This window comes from Pseudomonas sp. B21-010, assembly GCF_024749325.1.
Taxonomy (GTDB): domain Bacteria; phylum Pseudomonadota; class Gammaproteobacteria; order Pseudomonadales; family Pseudomonadaceae; genus Aquipseudomonas; species Aquipseudomonas kilonensis.
Genome location: NZ_CP087198.1, coordinates 808,353 through 827,807, shown reverse-complemented (window position 1 = coordinate 827,807; position 19,455 = coordinate 808,353). Strand labels below are relative to the sequence as shown.

The following is a 19,455-nucleotide window of genomic DNA, read 5'->3' as shown; positions in this document are numbered from 1 at the left end:
CCGACAGGGCGGCCAGCGTCTGTAGAATGCCCGCCATCGATTCGCTGATGAGAAAAGACCATGTACGACTGGCTGAACGCCCTGCCCAAGGCTGAACTGCACCTGCACCTGGAAGGCTCGCTGGAGCCCGAGTTGCTGTTCGCCCTGGCCGAACGCAACAAGATCGCCCTGCCGTGGAGCGACGTCGACACCCTGCGCAAGGCCTATGCCTTCAACAACCTGCAGGAATTCCTCGACCTGTATTACCAGGGCGCCGATGTGCTGCGCACCTCCCAGGATTTCTATGACCTGACCTGGGCCTACCTGTTGCGTTGCAAGGCGCAGAACGTGATCCACACCGAACCGTTCTTCGACCCGCAGACCCACACCGACCGTGGTATCCCGTTTGAAGTGGTGCTCAACGGCATCGCCGCCGCCCTCAAGGACGGCGAGCAGCAACTGGGCATCACCAGCGGCCTGATCCTGAGTTTCCTGCGCCACCTGAGCGAAGAACAAGCCGAGAAGACCCTCGACCAGGCGCTGCCGTTCCGCGAGGCATTCGTGGCCGTGGGCCTGGACAGTTCGGAAATGGGCCATCCACCGAGCAAGTTCCAGCGCGTATTCGACCGCGCACGCAACGAAGGCTTCCTGACCGTCGCCCACGCCGGTGAAGAAGGCCCGCCCGAGTACATCTGGGAAGCCCTGGACCTGCTGAAGATCCAGCGTATCGACCATGGCGTACGAGCAATTGAAGATGAGCGACTGATGCAGCGGATCATCGACGAGCAGATTCCGTTGACGGTGTGCCCATTGTCCAACACCAAGCTGTGCGTATTCGACGACATGTCGCAGCACAACATCCTCGACATGCTCGAGCGCGGCGTGAAAGTGACGGTGAACTCCGATGACCCGGCGTACTTCGGCGGCTACGTCACCGAGAACTTCCACGCGCTGTATACCCACCTGGGCATGACCCAGGACCAGGCCAAGCGCCTGGCCCAGAACAGCCTGGATGCGCGGTTGGTCAAGCCTTAAGCGTCACCGAACCCCCTGTGGGAGCGAGCTTGCTCGCGATAGCTTTGGATCAGCCAACATTAATGTCGACTGACACACCGCCTTCGCGAGCAAGCTCGCTCCCACAAGGCATAGTGTTTAGTCGGCGACGGTCGCTTCGCTCAACTCCTCCAACGTCTTGCCCCGCGTCTCCATCCCGAACAACCAGACCACCCCCGCCGCCACGGCGAAGCACAACGCGCCCAGGGCGAACACGCCACCCTGGCCGGTGATGGGGAATACCAGCCCGGTCACCAGCGGGCCGAGCAGCGAACCGACGCGTCCCACCGCCGAAGCAAAGCCTGAGCCGGTGGCCCGGGCCGAGGTGGGGTACAGCTCCGGCGTGTAGGTGTAGAGCACCGCCCACATGCCGAACAGGAAAAACTGCATCAGCAACCCGGTGCCGATCAACAGGCCGACGTTGCCGCCAAACACCGCGCTCTGCCCATACAGAAACGCCATCGCCCCACCGCCCAACAGCGTGATGATGCACACCGGTTTGCGCCCCCAGCGCTCCACCAGCCAGGCCGCCATCAAGAAGCCGGGAATCCCGCCCAGGGAAATCAGCACGGTGTAGTACACCGACTGGGTCACCGCAAACCCCGACTGCTGCAACAACGCACTGAGCCAGGAGGTCAGGCCGTAGAAACCGAGCAGGGCAAAGAACCAGACGCTCCAGATCATCATCGTGCGCTGGCGATACTGCGGTGACCAGATCTGCGCCAGGGCCGAAAAGAAATTGCCCGGCGTACTCTCAACCCTTGGCAAACGGATCGGCTCCGGCAGGTTCTGATGCCCCAGCGAGGCCCGGACCTTGTCTTCGATTCGCTTGAGCACCGCGTCCGCCTCGTCACCCCGACCGGCTTGCTCCAGCCAGCGTGGCGACTCGGGAATGAAGAAACGAATCGCCAGGACAAACACCGCCGGCACCGCCAGCACCAGAAAGATGTCGCGCCAGCCGACCACCGGCAGCAGGAAATACGACAGCACCCCCGCCGCCACGAAACCCAGCGGCCAAAAGCCATCCATCAAGGCGATGTAGCGGCCCCGACGCTTGGCCGGGATCAGCTCCGAAAGCATCGACTGGGCAATCGGAAATTCCATACCCATGCCGATGCCCAGCAGGATGCGAAACAGCGTCAAAGTCTCGATGTCCTGGGCCGTGGAGCACAAGTAACTGGCAATGCCCCACAACACGATGCTCCACTGGAACACCGGCTTGCGCCCGAAACGATCGGCCAGCATGCCCGACAGCGACGCTCCCACCACCATGCCGAAGAAGCTGGAGCTGGCGAGCAAACCGGCCTGGGCGGTGCTCAGGCCGAACTCGGCTTTGATCGACCCCAACAGGAACGTCATCATCGCCAGGTCCATGGAGTCAAAGAAAAACGCCAGGGCGATGATGATGAAGATGACCCGGTGGTAACCGCTGATAGGTAACCGTTCCAATCGTTCCGCCGCGCTGTAGCCGTGAGTGTCCATGCTGCCTCCCCCAATCCGATAATTCCCCGGACCGAGTGTGCGCGAACCTCGCAGGTGGCTATTGCTGAATACGACCTGCCGACAGCCCTGAGCGACGCATCAGGAGCGTTCCCTAGATTGCCATCTCCACCGTGTCCTGCCGGGCGAACCGGTGGATTTCCTGCTGGCCGAGCGTCGTCACCTGCAAGGCTCGCGAATCGTTGGGCAAGCTCAGCCAACCCGACTGCATGAACAGTTGCAGCAGGGCCGCCCCCAGCGCGCCCCCCAGGTGTGGACGACGCTCGCTCCAGTCCGGGCAGGCACAGGCGATGTGGGTGTTGCGATGGGCCAGGGCCTGGATGAACAGGCCACGTCCGGCCAGTTGATTGGCGCCCTTGTGGGTGACGATCACCCGCTGCTCGAACTGCTCGATCCACCCGGCATCCAGCAGGCGCTGGTAGAGGTCGGCCGCCAGGGTTCCTCCCAGGTGATCGTCGCAAAGCCTGGCGCGCATCAACGAAGCAGGGGCCGACGGCGCCTTGGTCGGCATGACCCGGCGCTTGAAGACGTCTGGAATCTGCCGCGGCGTACTGACCAGCGTCGCGCTGGCCAGCGCTTCGACGGCCGCGCCGATTTCAGGTGCTGCCAGGCGGAAAAACCGCTTGCGACCCCGGGCTTCGACTTTCAACAGGCCTCCGGCGGACAGGCGTCCCAGATGCGCGTTGGCCGAGGACGGCGACAACCCGGCGAGCAACGCCAACTCCTCGGCCTGGCGGGCCGTGCCGTCCATCAAGGCCCACATCATTGCGCTGCGCTTGGGGTCAGCCAGCAGCGTGGCGATCTGGCTGATGCAAGGTGCATGTTCCATGTATTCACTCCCTGTTGAATCATTCGTCTACTGCTCTGGCGCAGGCGGCCGCTAGTATAAGCGGGGCGCTCGAGCTTTCCTGTCCTCCGGAAACCTATGGAGGCGATTGTTCCTGAGGGAAAATTCTCTATTTGCCCGCGACTAATGACTGCCCCCCATCGAGAGCGGAAAACGCGCCGTCAACTCACCGCAGCGGGCCTGGAGCATGTCCCGCAAAAGGTTGATGGGCTTGCTCAATTGCGCCCGGTGGGCACACAGCAGATTGAGGGGCGCGCGTTCGCATTGCAGGTGCGGCAAGAGGATTCTCAAGCGCCCGGCCAGCACGTCGGTGGACACATCCAGCCACGATTTATAGGCAATCCCGGCACCCGCTACCGCCCAGCGCCGCACCACATCGGCGTCGTCACTGAAACGGTCGCCACTGACGGTGAGGCTCACTTCCCGTTTGCCGTCATGAAAACCCCATCGGTCATGGACCCGGCTGCCAAGCATGTACAACAGGCAGTTGTGCTGGGCCAGTTGCTCTAACTGATGGGGTTCACCCTGGCGAGCCAGATAGTCCGGCGATGCGCACAACACCCGGCGGTTATCCGCGGCAATGGGCAGGGCGACCAGGCTCGAATCTTCCGGCTCGCCATAACGCAAGGCGATGTCCACCGGCTGCTTGAACAGATCGGCCATGCGATCGCCCAGCAACAGCCGCACCGTCAGCCCGGGGTGCTCGCGCTGGAACGCGTCCAGCCAGGGCAGCAGCAGGTTGCGTCCCAGGTCCGACGGTGCAGACAACTGCAACACCCCACTGACCTGGTCCTGGCCGCTGGTCAATAACCGCCGGCCTTCGTCAAGGCTGCTCAATGCGGCCCGGGCATATTCGAGAAAGCCCTCGCCTTCGGCCGTCAGGCGCAGGCTACGGGTGGAACGGGCCAACAGCCGCGCGCCGAGGTGCTGCTCGATCCGTTTCAACGCGGCACTGGCCACCGCCGCCGACAGGTCCATGACCCTGGCCGCAGCCGAAAGACTGCCCAGGTCCGCCGCCCGGACAAACAACTGCAAGTCATCGAAGCGAAGCATGACGACTCCATTATCAAAAAATTATTGAAAGAGCCTGTTCTTTTAGCCGGTTTTATCTCGACGATAAATAGCTAAACATGGCTTTCATCGAACTCATCTCACGGAACCCCTTCATGAAAGCCATCGCCTACTACCACTCGTTGCCCATCACTGACCCGCAATCGCTCCAGGACATCGACCTACCGGAACCGGTAGCCGGTCCCAGGGACCTGCTGGTGGAAGTCAAGGCTATTTCGGTCAACCCGGTGGACACCAAAGTCCGCCAGAACGTCCAGCCCGAAGACGGCGCAGTCAAAGTGCTGGGCTGGGACGTGGCCGGTGTGGTCAAGGCGGTGGGCAGCGAGGTCACGCTGTTCAAGGCCGGGGACCAGGTGTTCTACGCCGGTTCCATCGCCCGGGCCGGCGGCAACAGCGAGCTGCACGTGGTGGATGAGCGCATCGTCGGCCACATGCCCAAGACCCTCGGTTTCGCCGAAGCGGCGGCGCTGCCGCTGACGGCCATTACCGCCTGGGAGTTATTGTTCGAGCGCCTGCAAATCCAGGAAGGCCAAAGCGACCTGGGCCAGAGCCTGTTGATCGTCGGCGCTGCGGGCGGCGTGGGATCGATCCTGACGCAACTGGCCAGCCAACTCACCGGGCTGAAGGTGATTGGCACCGCGTCCCGTGTGCAGACCCAGGATTGGGTGCGCAACCTGGGGGCCGACCTGGTGATTGACCACAGCCAGCCATTGAGCGAAGTGTTGAAAGAAGCGGGCCAGCCCCAGGTGACTCACGTCGCCAGCCTGACCCAGACCGACCAGCATCTGGACCAGTTGGTCGAAGCCCTCGCGCCCCAGGGCAAACTGGCGCTGATCGACGATCCCAAGGCGCTGGACGTGACCAAGCTCAAGCGCAAGAGCCTGTCGTTGCATTGGGAATTCATGTACACCCGCTCCCTGTTCGAGACGGCCGACATGCTTGAACAACACAAACTGCTCAACCGCGTGGCCGCCCTGATCGACGCTGGCACACTGAAGACCACGGTTGGCGAGCATTTCGGCACCATCAACGCCGAGAACCTGCGCCGGGCGCATGCCTTGCTGGAAAGCGGCAAGTCCAAGGGCAAGATTGTGCTTGAAGGTTTCTGACGGCACTGGGCAGTCGCCCTGCAAACAATCCTGTAGGAGCGAGCTTGCTCGCGATGGGGCCAGGTCAGGCAACATTGATGTCGGCGGGTCTACCGCTATCGCGAGCAAGCTCGCTCCCACAGGTGTTGCATCAACCTGGAACTGCACCGTCAGTCCGAGAATTGATCCTTGTCACAATTGCGATCGCATTCGGGTCTACACTCGAGGCCTTTGCAACGCAATCTTTTCGTGAGGAGGTCAGCAATGAAGATCCTGATAAAAGAAGTGGCAAAATCCCAATGGCAAGTGCGCCTTGACCAGCACGTCGTCACCTTCCGTACCGAGGCCGAGGCCCAGGCCTTCGCCAGCACCCTGCAAGCGCGGATCCTCGCGCCCCATCATTTCCCCGAACAACAACAGCGCGCGGCCGGCTGAGTCAGCCCTCGCGACTGGCCTGGGCCAGCGCCCGGGCATTTTGCAGGCGACGACTCAGCATCGTTGCGCTCACCACCAACAGCCCGCAAAGGCTGATGACCAGTGCCATGGGCACGGCGGTGCCGTCATGCAATGCCGCCACCAACGAGGCGGCCCCAGCGGCTACGGAAAACTGCAGGCATCCCAGCATCGCCGAAGCACTGCCGGCCCGGGCGCCCTGTCCATTCATGGCGCAGGCCGAGGCGTTGGGAAGGATACAACCCAGGCTGGCGATGCAGATAAACAGCGGGACCAGCAGCGGCCACAACTGCGCAGGTTGCAATGAACTGACGGCCAACAGGCTCAGCCCGGCCCCCAGGTAGACCCATACCGCGCGGCTCAGCAGGAACGCCGGGCCGCGCTTGGACAGCAGCCGGGCGTTGACCTGGGCAACCAGGATGAAGCCCGCCGCGTTGGTGCCGAACAGCCAACCGAAGTGTTCGGCCGGTACCCCGTAGAGCTTGATGAAGACGAAAGGCGAACCGGCGATGTAGGCAAACATCCCAGCGATAGCGATGCCCCCCGTCAGTGCATGGCCGAGGTAGACGGTGTCGGTCAATAACCGGCCATATTGGCGCAACGCCCCCGACAACGGTTGCCGAGGCACATGGTCCGGCAAGCTTTCCGGCAGCCACAAGGCCACCGCCGTCGACGCCAATGCGCTGAACACGGTCAGGGCAATGAAGATTGACTGCCAGCCATGCAGGTTCACCAGCAACCCGCCGAGCATCGGCGCGAGAATCGGCGCCAGGCCCATCACCAGCATCAATTGCGAAAACACCTTGGCCGAACCCACCGCGTCGCATTTGTCGCTGACCACCGCCCGCGAGATCACCATCCCGGCGCATCCACCCAGGGCCTGGACGAAGCGGGCGCCGATCAGCCATTCCAGGCTCGGCGCGTAGGCGCAGGCCAGGGAGGCCAGGGTGAACAGGCCGACGCCGGTCAGCAATGGAATGCGCCGTCCGAAGCGATCCGCCACCGGCCCATAGGCCAGTTGCCCGATGGATAAGCCGAGGAAATAAGCCGCCAGGGTCAATTGAATGTGTTTTTCGTCGGTACCGAAAGCCGTAGCCATCGCCGGAAAGGCAGGCAGGTAGAAGTCGATCGCCAAGGGACCGAAAGCGCTCAAGGCGCCAAGAATCAGAATGGTTCGCAGGTTCATCGGGCGTCCAGCTCAGGCGTCGTTCGACAGCCCGACAGTCTAGCCGTGCCGGACGCTCTTGAACATTCCGGTAGGTCGCTAACGATTAAAAAACTTCAAGCAGGGCTGGCCTCATAGCCCTCCTCCTTGATGGCCGCGAGCACGGCATCGGCCGGCAACGAACTCTGGACCTGGACAGTCTTGGCACCCAGGTCGATTTGCACATCGGCCGCCGGGTCCTTGGCCTGGACAGCCTGGGTGATGGCCTTGACACAGTGACCGCAGGACATGCCCTGGACATTGAAAGTTTGCATGAGATGACTCCTTGGGATTGAGGTTGCCAGCAGTCTCAAGCTTGCCATCATGGCAAGGTCAAGTTCTGACAAAAACTGCCGGGCTGGCAATCGACATCGCGCTCAGCCAAGCTGCACACATCAAGGATTTAACACCGGAGGTTCAGCCATGCGCTGGTCAGCGTTCAGCCTGTTTTGCATGCTCGGTTTTTCAGCGGTGGCGCCCCAGGCATCGGCCGCTGGCGAAGACTACGGCGTGTTGATCATTTCTCGCGAGCGCCTGGAAGTGGCGACCAATTGCGAAATCGGCATCTACATCCAGGATCAGCTCTCGGCCAGGCTGTTCCAAGAGCAAAGCACCTCGTTCAACCTGCCGCCGGGCCAGTTCTCCTTACGCCTGAAGTTGCTGCCAGGCCAGGCACCGGGGTGCAACCCGGGCATGCTCGCGCCAGGGTCGCAGAACATCACGCTCAGGGCCGGTGACATCCTGAAGTTCCGCATCGCCATGAATGAACAAGGCATGTACCTCAAGCAGGCCGGGCTCGGTTACTAACACACCTCTTGCCCCTGTGGGCAAGCTTTGTGGGAGCAAAGCTTGCTCGCGATCCAGGCGCCGCGGTCATTCAGAAAGCTGCGGTGCTTTCATCGCGGGCAAGCCTTGCTCCCACAGAGCCAGATCTCATATTAGGAGTCGGCAGCGCTTTTTGGATTGGCGCTTGACCTTGCCAGCATGGCAAGGTTGATCCTGTAGTCATTCACTACAGGGAGCCTGACCGATGTCCGAATCCACCACGTTCGATCTACCGATTGCCGGCATGACCTGCGCCAGCTGCGCCGGGCGAGTCGAGCGGGCCTTGAGCAAAGTCACCGGCACCCGCGCTGTCAGTGTGAACCTGGCGACTGAACTGGCGCGTGTGCAGGCCCCTGAAGGCAGCCTGCCGGCCTTGATGCAAGCCGTCGAACAGGCCGGCTATAGCGTCCCCGTGCAAACCCTGGAGCTGAACATCGACGGGATGACCTGCGCCTCCTGTGTCGGCCGGGTCGAACGCGCCCTGGGCAAGGTCGACGGTGTGAACAGTGTCAGCGTCAACCTTGCCAATGAGCGGGCCCACCTCGAACTGCTCGGCCAGGTGGATCCGCAAACCCTGATCGATGCGGTCAAGCGCGCCGGCTATGACGCCACTGTCTGGCAGGCCGAACAGCCCGCCGACACGCAGGCCAACCGTCTGAACCGTGAACGCCTGATATTGGTGCTGGCGATTGCGCTATCCGCGCCGCTGGTGTTGCCGATGCTGCTACAGCCGTTCGGCGTGCACTGGATGCTCCCAGCCTGGGTGCAGTTCGCCCTGGCGACGCCGGTGCAATTCATCTTCGGTGCGCGTTTCTACGTCGCCGCCTTCAAGGCCGTGCGTGCCGGTGCCGGGAACATGGATCTGCTGGTGGCCCTGGGCACCAGCGCCGGCTACGGCCTGAGCCTTTACGAATGGGGGATCGCCCGCCCTGGCGGCATGCCGCACCTGTATTTCGAAGCCTCGGCCGTCGTGATTGCCCTGGTACTGCTCGGCAAATACCTGGAAAGCCGCGCCAAGCGACAAACCGCCAGCGCCATCCGCGCCCTCGAGGCCTTGCGCCCGGAGCGGGCGATCCAGGTGATCGATGGCCAGGAGCGGGATGTTGCCATCAGTGCCCTGCGCTTGAATGACCGGGTGCTGGTCAAGCCCGGCGAACGCTTCCCGGTGGACGGCGAAGTACTGGAAGGCCAGAGCCACGCCGACGAAGCGCTGATCAGCGGCGAAAGCCTGCCGGTGCCCAAGCAGCCCGGCGACAAAGTTACCGGCGGCGCCATCAACGGCGAAGGCCGGCTGCTGGTCCGCACGCTGGCCCTGGGTACCGAAACCGTTCTGGCGCGCATTATTCGCCTGGTAGAAGACGCCCAGGCCGCCAAGGCCCCGATCCAGAAACTGGTGGATAAAGTCAGCCAGGTGTTCGTACCGGTGGTGCTGGTGCTGGCCCTGGCGACGTTGATCGGCTGGTGGCTGTACGGTGCGCCACTGGAAACCGCGCTGATCAACGCCGTCGCCGTGCTGGTGATCGCCTGCCCCTGCGCCCTGGGCCTGGCGACGCCCACGGCGATCATGGCCGGCACCGGCGTGGCCGCTCGCCACGGGATTCTGATCAAGGACGCCGAGGCCCTGGAGCGCGCCCATGAAGTCGACACCGTGGTGTTCGACAAGACCGGCACGCTGACCTCCGGCACGCCGCGCATCGCCCACTTGACGGCTCTGGAGGGAGATGAAGATGCGCTGCTGAAAATGGCCGGCGCCCTGCAACGCGGCAGTGAGCACCCTCTTGCCAAAGCCGTGTTGGACACCTGCGCCGAGCGCGGCCTGGACGTGGCGGATGTCAGCGACAGCCAGTCCCTGGCTGGACGCGGTATCGCCGGCAGCCTCGACGGGCGCAGCCTGGCCCTGGGCAATCGACGCCTGCTGGACGAACTGGGCCTGGACCCCGGCTCGCTGGCCGAGTCGGCACAGGCCTGGGAGACCGAAGGCCGCACATTGTCCTGGCTGATCGAACAAGGCGCGACGCCTCGGGTGCTCGGCCTGTTCGCCTTCGGTGACACGCTCAAGCCCGGTGCCCTCGCCGCGGTACAGGCCTTGAATGAACAGCACATCGCCAGCCACTTGCTCACCGGCGACAATCAAGGCAGCGCCCGGGTCGTAGCCCAGGCGCTGGGGATATCCAATGTCCATGCCGAGGTTTTGCCAGCGGACAAATCCGCCATCGTCCAACAGTTGAAGGGCCATTCGGTGGTGGCGATGGTGGGTGACGGCATCAACGACGCTCCAGCCCTGGCCGCCGCCGACATCGGCATTGCCATGGGCGGCGGCACCGACGTGGCGATGCATGCCGCGGGCATCACCCTCATGCGCGGCGATCCGCGACTGGTGCCGGCGGCGCTGGACATCAGCCGCAAGACCTACGCCAAGATCCGCCAGAACCTGTTCTGGGCGTTCGTCTATAACTTGATCGGCATCCCCCTGGCGGCGTTCGGGTTTCTCAACCCGGTGCTGGCCGGCGCGGCCATGGCGCTGTCGAGCGTCAGCGTGGTCAGCAATGCGTTACTGTTGAAGTTCTGGACACCCAAGCAGCTGGAGGACAAGCGATGAACATCGGCCAAGCGGCCCGCCAGAGCGGCCTGAGCGCGAAGATGATCCGCTATTACGAATCCATCGGCCTGCTCAAGGCCGCCCATCGAACCGATAGCGGCTATCGGATCTACGGCGCCGATGACCTGCACACCCTGGCCTTTATCAAGCGCTCTCGCGATTTGGGGTTTTCCCTGGAAGAGGTCGGCAAACTGCTGACCCTCTGGCAAGACCGCGAACGCGCCAGCGCCGACGTCAAGGCCCTCGCCCGCCAGCACATCGAAGAACTGAACCAGAAAATCCGCGAACTGGCCGAGCTTCGCGACACCCTCCAGGACCTGGTGGAACACTGCCACGGCGACCACCGCCCGGATTGCCCGATTCTCAAGGAACTGGCGTCGGGGTGTTGCCAGAATTGATGCCCACAGGGGATTGGCGGTGAGGCTGATTTTTTTGCAGCTACAAAAAGCACGGCCATTGGCCTAATGCTGTTCACTTAAGCCGTTAGCGGAGATTTGATGTTCCGTTTCGAGGCGTAGTTTTTTACGAGCGGGATTTTGGGGTTGGTGTGTATATCCATTTCTTCGGTAACGGCCGCTTAGGGTTCCGCCCTGACGGCGGGTCACTTTTGGAAGAGCGCCAAAAGTAACCAAAAGCGCTTTGCCCCACCACTCGGTGCCTCGCTTAGGCTCGGCATGCCCTCACTCCGGCATTGCTCCGTGGGCCGCCGCGAAGGGCCATCCATGGCCCAGCGCGGCTATCCCGGCATCCATGCCGGGATGCCCACTCCACAATGCCTGCGTTCGGCCAGCGTGGTTTAACGGGGCGTTCAGATCAAGATCCAAAGCAAGAGCAAGAGCAGAGCACATGCCGGCATCTATGTGGCTGAGCCACCGCTATCGCGAGCAAGCTCGCTCCCACATTGGATCTTCAGCGAAATACAAACTTCATGTGAACCTAGCCCCCCTGTGGGAGCGAGCTTGCTCGCGATGAGGCAGGCACATACAACATCACCGCAAACTGACACATCGCCTTCGCGAGCAAGCTCGCTCCCACAGGAGAAACGCAGTCCCCATCAAGAACCAGGTCGGCTATCAGGCCGCCTCGCGGTGGACGTTGATCTCGGGCGCCCCGTTAACCACGATGGCTGAACGAAGGTGTTGCGCAGTGGGCACCTCGGCATGGATGCCGAGCCTAGGCGAGGCACCGAGTGGTGGGGCAAAAGCGCTTTGGTTACTTTCGCGCTTTTCGAAAGTGACCCGCTGTAAGAGCGGAACCATAAGCCGCCGTTACCACAAAAATGGATATACACACCAACCAAAAAAAACGGCGCCTTTCCATTTCTGAAAGAAGCGCCGTTTTTTCTAAGTTGAGCAGCATTACGGCCATTGGCCGGGTTTCTGTTCAACCGATCATTGCATCCACGGCGGCGGTGGTTCTTCGGTCTTGCCGGGCGGGGCATCGTCGGCGGCGCGTACGGCCTGGCGGCGTTCCTCGTCCAGGCGCGCGGCCTCGATCTCGCGCATGATCCCTCCGACATCCGCCAGTTCTTCCGGCTCGTCGAACTCGCCGGTCAGCATGCTGGCCGGGTGCAAGGTGCCGGCTTCGTACAGCGCCCACATTTCCTTCGCGTACTTGGTGCGCTTGAGCTCCGGGGCAAACCGACCGAAGTAGGACGCCATGTTGCCCACGTCCCGCTCCAGCATGCTGAAGGCATGATTGTTACCCGCAGCATCCACGGCCTGCGGCAGGTCGATGATCACCGGCCCGGTCGGCGTGAGCAGGACGTTGAACTCCGACAGGTCGCCGTGCACCAGACCGGTACACAACATCAGCACGATCTGGGAAATCAGATAGGCGTGATATTCACGGGCCTGGTCCGGCTCCAGCACCACATCGTTCAGACGCGGCGCTGCATCGCCGTACTCGTCGGCCACCAGTTCCATCAGCAGCACGCCTTCAAGGAAGTCGTACGGCTTGGGCACGCGCACACCCGCGCTAGCCAAGCGGAACAGCGCCGCTACTTCGGCATTCTGCCAGGCGTCCTCGGTTTCCTTGCGCCCGAACTTCGAGCCCTTGGCCATGGCCCGGGCCTGACGGCTGTTGCGGACCTTGCGGCCTTCCTGATATTCGGCCGCCTGACGAAAACTTCGCTTATTCGCCTCCTTGTAGACCTTCGCGCAACGTAGCTCGTTACCGCAGCGCACCACATAAACAGCTGCTTCTTTACCACTCATGAGTGGGCGCAGCACCTCGTCGACCAGACCGTCCTCGATCAGGGGTTCAATGCGTTTTGGAGTCTTCATCAGCTTTTATTGTGGGTCCTTTATTACCAAACACGCGAATGACAGTCGTTATACGGCAATCCTTCCTCCACGGGGAGGGGTTGCCGACCTATGAACCTGTGATGCACACAATGTGCCGGATCAATCGACCGAGCCGAATCATAGCCGAGACCGAACCTGGCATTGGTAACTGAATGCCCAGGCATTTGCGACAAGAGCTGACAGCCATGTCTACCGTCGGCTGTAGGAAGTGCGACAACTCAATGCTTGAACAACTCCCCCGGCGTAAACCCGAACATCCCCTTGAACGCCGCAATGAACGCGGACGTTGAATCATAACCGCAGGACAACGCGGCACTGGTGACGCTGTCGCCCTGCTCCAGCGAGCCCAGGGATGACAACAAGCGCATGCGCTGGCGCCAGGCGCGAAAGCTCAGGCCGGTCTCGCGCTGGAACAGGCGCATCAAGGTTTTTTCCGACGTGCCCAGGCGCTCCGCCCAGGCGTGCAAGGTGACGTTCTGCTCAGGCTGTTCGATCAACTCGTTACATAGCCCCAGCAGACGGGCATGTCGCGGCAGCGGCAGGGAGAACCCCACCTCCGGCAAAGTCGCCAACTGGTCCAGCAACACCTGCACCAACCGTTGTTCCTGAGTGTCGCCTTGCGGGTAATCGACCGGAAGCTGACAGAACACCTTGATCAACTCACGGGCCAGAGGCGTGACTTCCAGCACCCGACAGCGCTCATCGGCCCAGGGGCAGGCGTGGCGATGCACATACAAGCTGCGCATTTCCGCTCGGGTGGAGGTCACCACATGGTGTTCCAGGTCGGCCGGGATCCAGATGCCCCGTTGTGGCGGGGCAAAGAAACTACCCGCTGCGGTGTGTACGCCGAGAACGCCGCTGATGGCGTAGGAAAACTGCACCCAGTCATGACGATGGGCTTGCGTCCAGGAACCGGCGCTCAAACTTTCGACACGGGCGTACAGCGGCCTCGGCAATTGCGCCAGGTCGGGGATGCGGCGTTCGAGCTGTTGGTGTCCGTTAGGCGGCATTGATTGGCCTTATGTCGCAAGACGACTGGTAGGGACGACGTTAGGCTAAGTCGACTTTTCTTACAACTTGCGGTGCCCTATGCATATCCTCAGACACCTCAAACGCATGGTGACCGACTGGTTCCTGTGCGGCATGTTGCTCGCCACGCTGTTGGCGTACTTCTTTCCAACCTTTGGTGCCACGGGCGGCGCCATGCATGCCGAATGGGTGGTCAACATCGGCATCTTCGTGGTGTTCTTCCTGCACGGGGTCAACCTGTCCGGCGAACAGATCCGCCACGGTTTGAAGAACATCCGCCTGCACGTGATGGTGCAGGGTTTCACCTTTGGCGTGTTTCCGTTGATCTGGCTGATCAGCCACTGGCTCGTCGGCAGCCACGTGCCAGCGCTGCTGATGCTGGGGTTCTTCTACCTGTGCGCCCTGCCCTCGACCATTTCTTCCTCGGTGGCGCTGACCGGCAGTGCCGGCGGTAACGTGCCGGCGGCGATTCTCAACGCGAGCCTGTCCAGCGTACTGGGGATTTTCCTGACACCGCTGCTGGTCAGTTTCGCGGTCGGCAGCGGCGCCGGTGGCATCGACCTGGGGTCAACCTTGCTCGACCTGTGCATGATGTTGCTGCTGCCACTGGTGCTGGGGCAGTTCCTGCGGCGTTGGTTGGCTGGCTTTTTCGGCAGGTACAAGCGCTACACCAGCATCATCGACAAGCTGGTGATCCTGCTGCTGGTCTACGCGGCGTTCTGCAACTCGATGGTGTCCGGCATCTGGCAACAGCAAGGCCACGGCGTGCTATTGAGCGCAGTGCTTGGCAGTGCCGTACTGTTGGCGATCATCTTGTGGGCGACCACCCGCACTGCCCGCGCCCTGCAATTCAGTAGCGCCGATGAAGTCGCCGCGGTGTTCTGTGCCAGCAAGAAATCCCTCGCCGCCGGGGTGCCCATGGCCGCATTGATTTTTGGCAACCATCCCGGCCTGGGGCTGATCCTGCTACCGATCATGATCTATCACCCGCTGCAGTTGATCGTCTGCTCGATCCTCGCCGAGCGCTACGCCAGCCATCACCGGGAACTGGCGTCCCGCCAGGACGGCGCCGTCCTCAACGCTCGATAATCGCCGTCACGCCCTGGCCCGCGGCGGCGCAGATGGAGATCAAGCCGCGACCTCGCCCGGCGGCATCAAGCAACTTGGCGAGGTTGGCGACAATGCGCCCCCCCGTGGCGGCAAACGGGTGCCCGGCGGCCAGGGAACTGCCCTTGACGTTCAACCGACTGCGGTCGATGGACCCTAGCGGCGCGTCGAGGCCCAGACGGGTCTTGCAGTAGTCCGGGTCTTCCCAGGCCTTCAGTGTGCACAACACCTGGGCGGCGAACGCTTCATGGATCTCGTAGTAATCAAAGTCCTGCAAGGTCAAGCCGTTGCGCGCCAGCAATCGCGGCACGGCGTAGACCGGGGCCATCAACAGCCCTTCGGCGCCATTGACGAAATCCACCGCCGCCGTTTCGCCGTCGCGCAGGTACGCCAGGATCGGCAGGCCTCGGGCCTTGGCCCACTCTTCGCTGCCCAGCAGCACCAACGAAGCGCCATCGGTCAGTGGCGTGGAATTACCCGCGGTCATCGTGCCCTTGGCGCTTTTTTCGAAGGCCGGCTTGAGGGAAGCGAGTTTTTCCGGGGTCAGGTCCGGGCGCAGGTTGTTGTCCCGGCTCAGGCCAAGAAACGGTGTCATCAAGTCGTTCTGCCAACCTTCGGCATAGGACGCAGCCATTTTCTGATGGCTTTCCAGGGCCAACTGGTCTTGCGCCTCCCGGGGGATCTGCCAGGTCTGGGCCATCAATTCGCAATGCTCGCCCATGTTCAGGCCGGTGCGCGGTTCGTTGATGCGCGGCAGATCGGGGACGAGGTGCTGGGGACGCAGTTGCAGGAAGGTCTTGATCTTGTCGGCGGTGGTCTTGGCGCGATTGGCTTGCAGCAGAATCCTGCGCAACCCTTCATTGACCGCGATCGGCGCATCCGAGGTGGTGTCGACGCCGCCGGCAATGCCGCTGTCGATCTGGCCCAGGGCAATCTTGTTGGCCACCAGCAGCACCGTTTCCAGCCCGGTGCCACAGGCCTGTTGTACGTCATAGGCCGGCGTCATCGGTGACAGCCGCGAGCCGAGCACGCATTCGCGGGTCATGTTCATATCCCGGGAGTGCTTGAGCACCGCACCGGCAGCCACCTCGCCAATGTGCAGGCCATGCAGGTTGTAGCGTTCGATCAGCCCCTCGAGGGCAGCCGTCAACATCGCCTTGTTGCTGGCGGTGGCATAGGCCCCGTTGGAGCGGGCGAACGGAATGCGGTTACCACCGATGATCGCGACGCGGCGTAGTTGTGTCATGAAGAACTCCCTGTGTAGGTCTGAATGTGCCCATCACCTTGTGAAACCCAACCGACCCCATGTGGGAGCGAGCTTGCTCGCGATGAACGATGACGCGATCGCCCTGAAAAACCGCGGTGCCTGCATCGCGAGCAAGCTTTGCTCCCACAGGGATTCGGTGCCCTGGAAAAAGCGCTCCCGCTCAAGCTTAGGCTTTATCTCGCCAATCGAACGACTGATTGCCAATCATGGTCCACACTTGGAACCTCATCAGCCGGAGTGTGTTCCATGTCTGACCGTTATATCGACTTTGCCAACTCGCCCATTGGCCGGCGCATGGTCGGGTCCCTCGGCCTGCCATCGCCGGTGCGCCTGGAACGCTGGCAGGCCGGGCGCCTGCGGCCGATCGAAGGCGCACTGCTGCTGGGCGGCGGGCCGTTGACCGAACAGATCGGCACGTTTGCCAAGCGCCTGACCGACACCATCTTCATCTACGGCGGCGAGCCGACCCTGGCCACCGAGTGGATCCCCGGCCATGGTCCGAAAATCAAGGCGGTGGTGTACGACGCCAGCCATTTGGTGCAGGCCGACCAGCTCAAGCAGCTGCGGGAATTTTTCCAGCCGCTGATGAAAAACCTCGACCACAGCGCCCATGTCGTCATCCTCGGTCGCGCGCCGGAAAGTCTTGCCGACCCGTTCGCCGCCAGTGCCCAGCGAGCGCTGGAGGGTTTCAGCCGTTCCCTGGCCAAAGAGCTGCGCCACGGCGGGACGCTGCAACTGTTGTACGTCGGCGACGGCGCCGAAGCCCAGTTGGAAGGTGCACTGCGGTTTTTCCTGTCGCCCAAGAGCGCCTTCATCTCCGGGCAGGTCATTCGCCTCAACGCCTGTGATACCCAAGTCCAGGACTGGACCCGCCCGCTCACGGGGCTCAAGGCGCTGGTCACTGGCGCAGCCCGCGGGATCGGCGCCTCCATCGCCGAAACCCTGGCCCGCGATGGCGCCGACGTGATCCTGCTGGATGTCCCGCAAGCCAAGACCGACCTCGACGCCCTGGCGGCACGCCTGAGCGGACGCAGCGTCACGCTGGATATCTGCGCCGAAGACGCCGCCACCCAGTTGATCGAACACCTTCCCGACGGCGTCGACATCGTGGTCCACAACGCCGGCATCACCCGGGACAAGACCCTCGCCAACATGACCCCGGAGTTCTGGGACGCGGTGCTGGCCGTCAACCTCAATGCCCCGCAAGTGCTGACCAAGGCCCTGCTCGACAGCGGCACCCTGCGCGACAATGGTCGGGTGGTTCTGCTGGCGTCCATCAGCGGCATTGCCGGCAATCGTGGGCAGACCAACTATGCGGCGAGCAAGGCCGGGCTGATCGGCCTGGCCCAGGCCTGGGCGCCGCTACTGCAGCCACGCGGCATCAGCATCAACGCCGTGGCGCCGGGCTTCATTGAAACCCGCATGACCGCCGACATCCCCTTCGCCTTGCGCGAAGCCGGGCGACGCATGAGCTCCCTGGGCCAGGGCGGCCTGCCCCAGGATGTCGCCGAAGCCGTGGCCTGGCTCGCACAACCAGGTACGGGGGCCGTGACCGGTCAGGCCCTGCGGGTATGCGGGCAAAGCCTTCTGGGAGCGTGACCATGACGATCCAATGGCATGAAGTCAGCAGCCAGCCCTCCATGTCCGGGCTTTACTGGAAAGCGGCAACACGGCGCAAGGTCACCGGAACGACCTTGCCCGAGGAAGGCCTGCGTCAAGTGCTTCAGATCGACCCGCAACGCCTGGCGGCCTATCGCAAAGTCTGCGGTTTCATCGATAACGGACTGCTGCCGCCGACCTATCCCCACGTCTTGGCGTTTGCCCTGCAAATGCAATTGCTCACCGCGCAGAATTTTCCATTTCCGCTGTTGGGGCTGATCCACTTGAGCAATCGCATCCGCGTATTGCGGCCTATGGGCGGGGTCGGCCAGGTGCGGGCCAGCGTCCATGTCGAAAATCTGCAAGCACACCCTAAAGGTGCGGTATTCGACCTGGTGACTCGCCTCGATGATCAATTGGGGCCGCTATGGGAGGCCCAAAGCCAGATGCTGTGCAAAGGTGTCCAGCTCGACGGGGCACTTGTGGAGGATTCACCGCAGGCCAGCCTGCCCTTGATTGAAGTCGCGCACTGGACCGCACCGGCGGACATCGGTCGGCAATACGCCAAAGTGTCCGGCGACTACAACCCGATTCACCTGAGTGGTATCAGTGCCCGGTTGTTCGGCTTCCCCACCGCTATCGCCCATGGCCTGTGGAACAAGGCCCGGACCCTGGCGGCGCTGGATGACCACCTGCCCGAGGCCAACATCGAGATCGATGTGACCTTCAAGAAACCGGCGCGCCTGCCCAGTGAGGTGACACTGCTGGCGAGTGCGGCGGGGTCCAGCGGGCAACTGCAACTGATGGGGGCTGGGGGTTTGGAGCATATGGTAGGAGAGTGGCGGCCGGTGGCCTGAGCAGAATGATGGGATGGTCTCCACACCCATCCCCTGTGGGAGCGAGCTTGCTCGCGATGGCGGTGGGTCAGCTCGCATCCATCTTGAATGCGCTGCGGTCAGCGCGGCGGGTAGTTGGACAGGATCCGCCCCACCGTCTCGCGCACGGCCGTGTTGCGGTCAGTCGGGTTGGGCGAGTTGCTGAGCAGTTGTTCGTCACTGCCACGCCACACCAGCTTGCCGTCCTTGCCATCGAGCAGGTCGATTTGCACGGTGGCGACCTTGTAGCTGATGTTGCGGGTTTCGTTGTACATCGGCCCGCCCCAATAGCCATTCCAAGGGCCGCCCCAACCACCGCCGCCGTAGTTGGTGGTGACCTGCTGCTGGCGGTCCTCGACGATCAGATAGGCCTGCACCAGCACATCGCCGTGCCCACTCGCCGCCGGACGCAGGCCGCGCTGGTCGAGTTGATCGGCCACCGCCTGGCGGATCCGCTGTTCGGTCAGGTCGCTCTTGATGCGAGGGTCATCGGGGCGATATTGCAGCGCCGGGTCTTTCCAGCTCCAACTGCGATACGCCGCGAAATCGCGGCTGGTGTCGAAGTCATGGTTGACCTGGTTAGAGGCACAAGCGCCCAGCAACAGGGTGAAGGCCAGTAGAGCAAGACGGCGAAACATGGTTTTTCTCCGTTG

The 19,455-nt window shown here is 62.6% G+C and carries 18 protein-coding genes; 9 read left to right on the top strand and 9 right to left on the bottom strand.

Features of this window, described 5'->3' with window-relative positions; genetic code table 11:
* Positions 1 to 60: 60 nt before the first annotated feature.
* Positions 61 to 1,014 (top strand): adenosine deaminase, encoded by a 954-nt coding sequence (locus tag LOY50_RS03565; protein WP_003197486.1) that lies wholly within the window; start codon positions 61 to 63, stop codon positions 1,012 to 1,014.
* A 117-nt stretch (positions 1,015 to 1,131) separates the two neighbouring features.
* On the opposite strand, the gene LOY50_RS03560 is transcribed toward LOY50_RS03565, so the two are convergent.
* The 3 genes from LOY50_RS03560 to LOY50_RS03550 all read right to left on the bottom strand — a co-directional run bounded on the left by LOY50_RS03560 (position 1,132) and on the right by LOY50_RS03550 (position 4,432).
* Positions 1,132 to 2,514, bottom strand: a complete 1,383-nt coding sequence (locus LOY50_RS03560; protein WP_258690300.1) for an MFS transporter — start codon at positions 2,512 to 2,514, stop codon at positions 1,132 to 1,134.
* A gap of 112 nt (positions 2,515 to 2,626) precedes the next feature.
* Positions 2,627 to 3,361: a helix-turn-helix transcriptional regulator gene (locus LOY50_RS03555; protein ID WP_018603237.1), complete on the bottom strand. Its 735-nt coding sequence runs from the start codon at positions 3,359 to 3,361 to the stop codon at positions 2,627 to 2,629.
* Between the two features lie 141 nt (positions 3,362 to 3,502).
* Positions 3,503 to 4,432, bottom strand: a complete 930-nt coding sequence (locus LOY50_RS03550) for a LysR family transcriptional regulator (protein WP_258690299.1) — start codon at positions 4,430 to 4,432, stop codon at positions 3,503 to 3,505.
* A 113-nt stretch (positions 4,433 to 4,545) separates the two neighbouring features.
* Here LOY50_RS03550 and LOY50_RS03545 point away from each other — a divergent pair, with 113 nt between their 5' ends.
* Together LOY50_RS03545 and LOY50_RS03540 are read left to right on the top strand one after the other, a co-directional pair.
* Entirely contained in the window at positions 4,546 to 5,559 is a 1,014-nt protein-coding gene (locus tag LOY50_RS03545; RefSeq protein ID WP_258690298.1) for a zinc-binding alcohol dehydrogenase family protein, read from the top strand.
* A gap of 243 nt (positions 5,560 to 5,802) precedes the next feature.
* Positions 5,803 to 5,973, top strand: a complete 171-nt coding sequence (locus tag LOY50_RS03540) for a hypothetical protein (protein ID WP_165826052.1) — start codon at positions 5,803 to 5,805, stop codon at positions 5,971 to 5,973.
* Position 5,974: 1 nt separating this feature from the next.
* Here LOY50_RS03540 and LOY50_RS03535 read toward each other — a convergent pair whose 3' ends face one another.
* Both LOY50_RS03535 and LOY50_RS03530 read right to left on the bottom strand, forming a co-directional pair.
* Positions 5,975 to 7,177 (bottom strand): multidrug effflux MFS transporter, encoded by a 1,203-nt coding sequence (locus tag LOY50_RS03535; RefSeq protein WP_258690297.1) that lies wholly within the window; start codon positions 7,175 to 7,177, stop codon positions 5,975 to 5,977.
* Between the two features lie 95 nt (positions 7,178 to 7,272).
* Positions 7,273 to 7,470 carry a heavy-metal-associated domain-containing protein gene (locus tag LOY50_RS03530; RefSeq protein ID WP_214512993.1) on the bottom strand — a complete coding sequence of 66 codons (198 nt, stop codon included), beginning with the start codon at positions 7,468 to 7,470 and terminating at the stop codon, positions 7,273 to 7,275.
* A 148-nt stretch (positions 7,471 to 7,618) separates the two neighbouring features.
* On the opposite strand from LOY50_RS03530, the gene LOY50_RS03525 reads away from it, so the two are divergent.
* From LOY50_RS03525 to cueR, 3 genes are all read left to right on the top strand, one after another.
* Positions 7,619 to 8,002, top strand: coding sequence for a hypothetical protein (locus tag LOY50_RS03525; protein WP_214512992.1), 384 nt, complete (start codon positions 7,619 to 7,621; stop codon positions 8,000 to 8,002).
* Positions 8,003 to 8,225: 223 nt separating this feature from the next.
* Positions 8,226 to 10,619 (top strand): heavy metal translocating P-type ATPase, encoded by a 2,394-nt coding sequence (locus tag LOY50_RS03520; protein ID WP_258690296.1) that lies wholly within the window; start codon positions 8,226 to 8,228, stop codon positions 10,617 to 10,619.
* Positions 10,616 to 11,017: a Cu(I)-responsive transcriptional regulator gene (cueR, locus tag LOY50_RS03515; protein ID WP_214512990.1), complete on the top strand. Its 402-nt coding sequence runs from the start codon at positions 10,616 to 10,618 to the stop codon at positions 11,015 to 11,017. The genes LOY50_RS03520 and cueR overlap by 4 nt, the downstream gene beginning before the upstream one ends.
* A gap of 993 nt (positions 11,018 to 12,010) precedes the next feature.
* Here cueR and LOY50_RS03510 read toward each other — a convergent pair.
* Entirely contained in the window at positions 12,011 to 12,904 is an 894-nt protein-coding gene (locus LOY50_RS03510; RefSeq protein ID WP_018607638.1) for a PA4780 family RIO1-like protein kinase, read from the bottom strand.
* Between the two features lie 239 nt (positions 12,905 to 13,143).
* Complete coding sequence (locus LOY50_RS03505) at positions 13,144 to 13,935, bottom strand: helix-turn-helix transcriptional regulator (protein WP_018607635.1); 792 nt, start codon at positions 13,933 to 13,935, stop codon at positions 13,144 to 13,146.
* Between the two features lie 79 nt (positions 13,936 to 14,014).
* Between LOY50_RS03505 and LOY50_RS03500 the strand changes: the two genes are divergently transcribed.
* On the top strand, positions 14,015 to 15,043 hold the full coding sequence (locus LOY50_RS03500; protein WP_258690295.1) for a bile acid:sodium symporter family protein: 1,029 nt from the start codon (positions 14,015 to 14,017) through the stop codon (positions 15,041 to 15,043).
* Here the strand turns inward: LOY50_RS03500 and LOY50_RS03495 are convergent.
* On the bottom strand, positions 15,030 to 16,307 hold the full coding sequence (locus LOY50_RS03495) for an acetyl-CoA C-acetyltransferase (RefSeq protein WP_258690294.1): 1,278 nt from the start codon (positions 16,305 to 16,307) through the stop codon (positions 15,030 to 15,032). The genes LOY50_RS03500 and LOY50_RS03495 overlap by 14 nt on opposite strands.
* 267 nt (positions 16,308 to 16,574) lie before the next feature.
* On the opposite strand from LOY50_RS03495, the gene LOY50_RS03490 reads away from it, so the two are divergent.
* Positions 16,575 to 17,927, top strand: coding sequence for a 3-oxoacyl-ACP reductase (locus LOY50_RS03490; RefSeq protein WP_214512987.1), 1,353 nt, complete (start codon positions 16,575 to 16,577; stop codon positions 17,925 to 17,927).
* Positions 17,928 to 17,929: 2 nt separating this feature from the next.
* Positions 17,930 to 18,784 (top strand): MaoC family dehydratase, encoded by an 855-nt coding sequence (locus LOY50_RS03485; RefSeq protein WP_258690293.1) that lies wholly within the window; start codon positions 17,930 to 17,932, stop codon positions 18,782 to 18,784.
* A 98-nt stretch (positions 18,785 to 18,882) separates the two neighbouring features.
* On the opposite strand, the gene LOY50_RS03480 is transcribed toward LOY50_RS03485, so the two are convergent.
* Positions 18,883 to 19,440 (bottom strand): DUF4136 domain-containing protein, encoded by a 558-nt coding sequence (locus tag LOY50_RS03480; RefSeq protein WP_024617878.1) that lies wholly within the window; start codon positions 19,438 to 19,440, stop codon positions 18,883 to 18,885.
* Positions 19,441 to 19,455 lie beyond the last annotated feature (15 nt).

Excerpts from the sequence above, each read along its gene's own strand:
- LOY50_RS03565 (WP_003197486.1), top strand. The coding sequence starts at position 61 with ATGTACGACTGGCTGAACGCCCTGCCCAAGGCTGAACTGCACCTGCAC.
- LOY50_RS03560 (WP_258690300.1), bottom strand. The coding sequence starts at position 2,514 with ATGGACACTCACGGCTACAGCGCGGCGGAACGATTGGAACGGTTACCT.
- LOY50_RS03555 (WP_018603237.1), bottom strand. The coding sequence starts at position 3,361 with ATGGAACATGCACCTTGCATCAGCCAGATCGCCACGCTGCTGGCTGAC.
- LOY50_RS03550 (WP_258690299.1), bottom strand. The coding sequence starts at position 4,432 with ATGCTTCGCTTCGATGACTTGCAGTTGTTTGTCCGGGCGGCGGACCTG.
- LOY50_RS03545 (WP_258690298.1), top strand. The coding sequence starts at position 4,546 with ATGAAAGCCATCGCCTACTACCACTCGTTGCCCATCACTGACCCGCAA.
- LOY50_RS03540 (WP_165826052.1), top strand. The coding sequence starts at position 5,803 with ATGAAGATCCTGATAAAAGAAGTGGCAAAATCCCAATGGCAAGTGCGC.
- LOY50_RS03535 (WP_258690297.1), bottom strand. The coding sequence starts at position 7,177 with ATGAACCTGCGAACCATTCTGATTCTTGGCGCCTTGAGCGCTTTCGGT.
- LOY50_RS03530 (WP_214512993.1), bottom strand. The coding sequence starts at position 7,470 with ATGCAAACTTTCAATGTCCAGGGCATGTCCTGCGGTCACTGTGTCAAG.
- LOY50_RS03525 (WP_214512992.1), top strand. The coding sequence starts at position 7,619 with ATGCGCTGGTCAGCGTTCAGCCTGTTTTGCATGCTCGGTTTTTCAGCG.
- LOY50_RS03520 (WP_258690296.1), top strand. The coding sequence starts at position 8,226 with ATGTCCGAATCCACCACGTTCGATCTACCGATTGCCGGCATGACCTGC.
- cueR (WP_214512990.1), top strand. The coding sequence starts at position 10,616 with ATGAACATCGGCCAAGCGGCCCGCCAGAGCGGCCTGAGCGCGAAGATG.
- LOY50_RS03510 (WP_018607638.1), bottom strand. The coding sequence starts at position 12,904 with ATGAAGACTCCAAAACGCATTGAACCCCTGATCGAGGACGGTCTGGTC.
- LOY50_RS03505 (WP_018607635.1), bottom strand. The coding sequence starts at position 13,935 with ATGCCGCCTAACGGACACCAACAGCTCGAACGCCGCATCCCCGACCTG.
- LOY50_RS03500 (WP_258690295.1), top strand. The coding sequence starts at position 14,015 with ATGCATATCCTCAGACACCTCAAACGCATGGTGACCGACTGGTTCCTG.
- LOY50_RS03495 (WP_258690294.1), bottom strand. The coding sequence starts at position 16,307 with ATGACACAACTACGCCGCGTCGCGATCATCGGTGGTAACCGCATTCCG.
- LOY50_RS03490 (WP_214512987.1), top strand. The coding sequence starts at position 16,575 with ATGTCTGACCGTTATATCGACTTTGCCAACTCGCCCATTGGCCGGCGC.
- LOY50_RS03485 (WP_258690293.1), top strand. The coding sequence starts at position 17,930 with ATGACGATCCAATGGCATGAAGTCAGCAGCCAGCCCTCCATGTCCGGG.
- LOY50_RS03480 (WP_024617878.1), bottom strand. The coding sequence starts at position 19,440 with ATGTTTCGCCGTCTTGCTCTACTGGCCTTCACCCTGTTGCTGGGCGCT.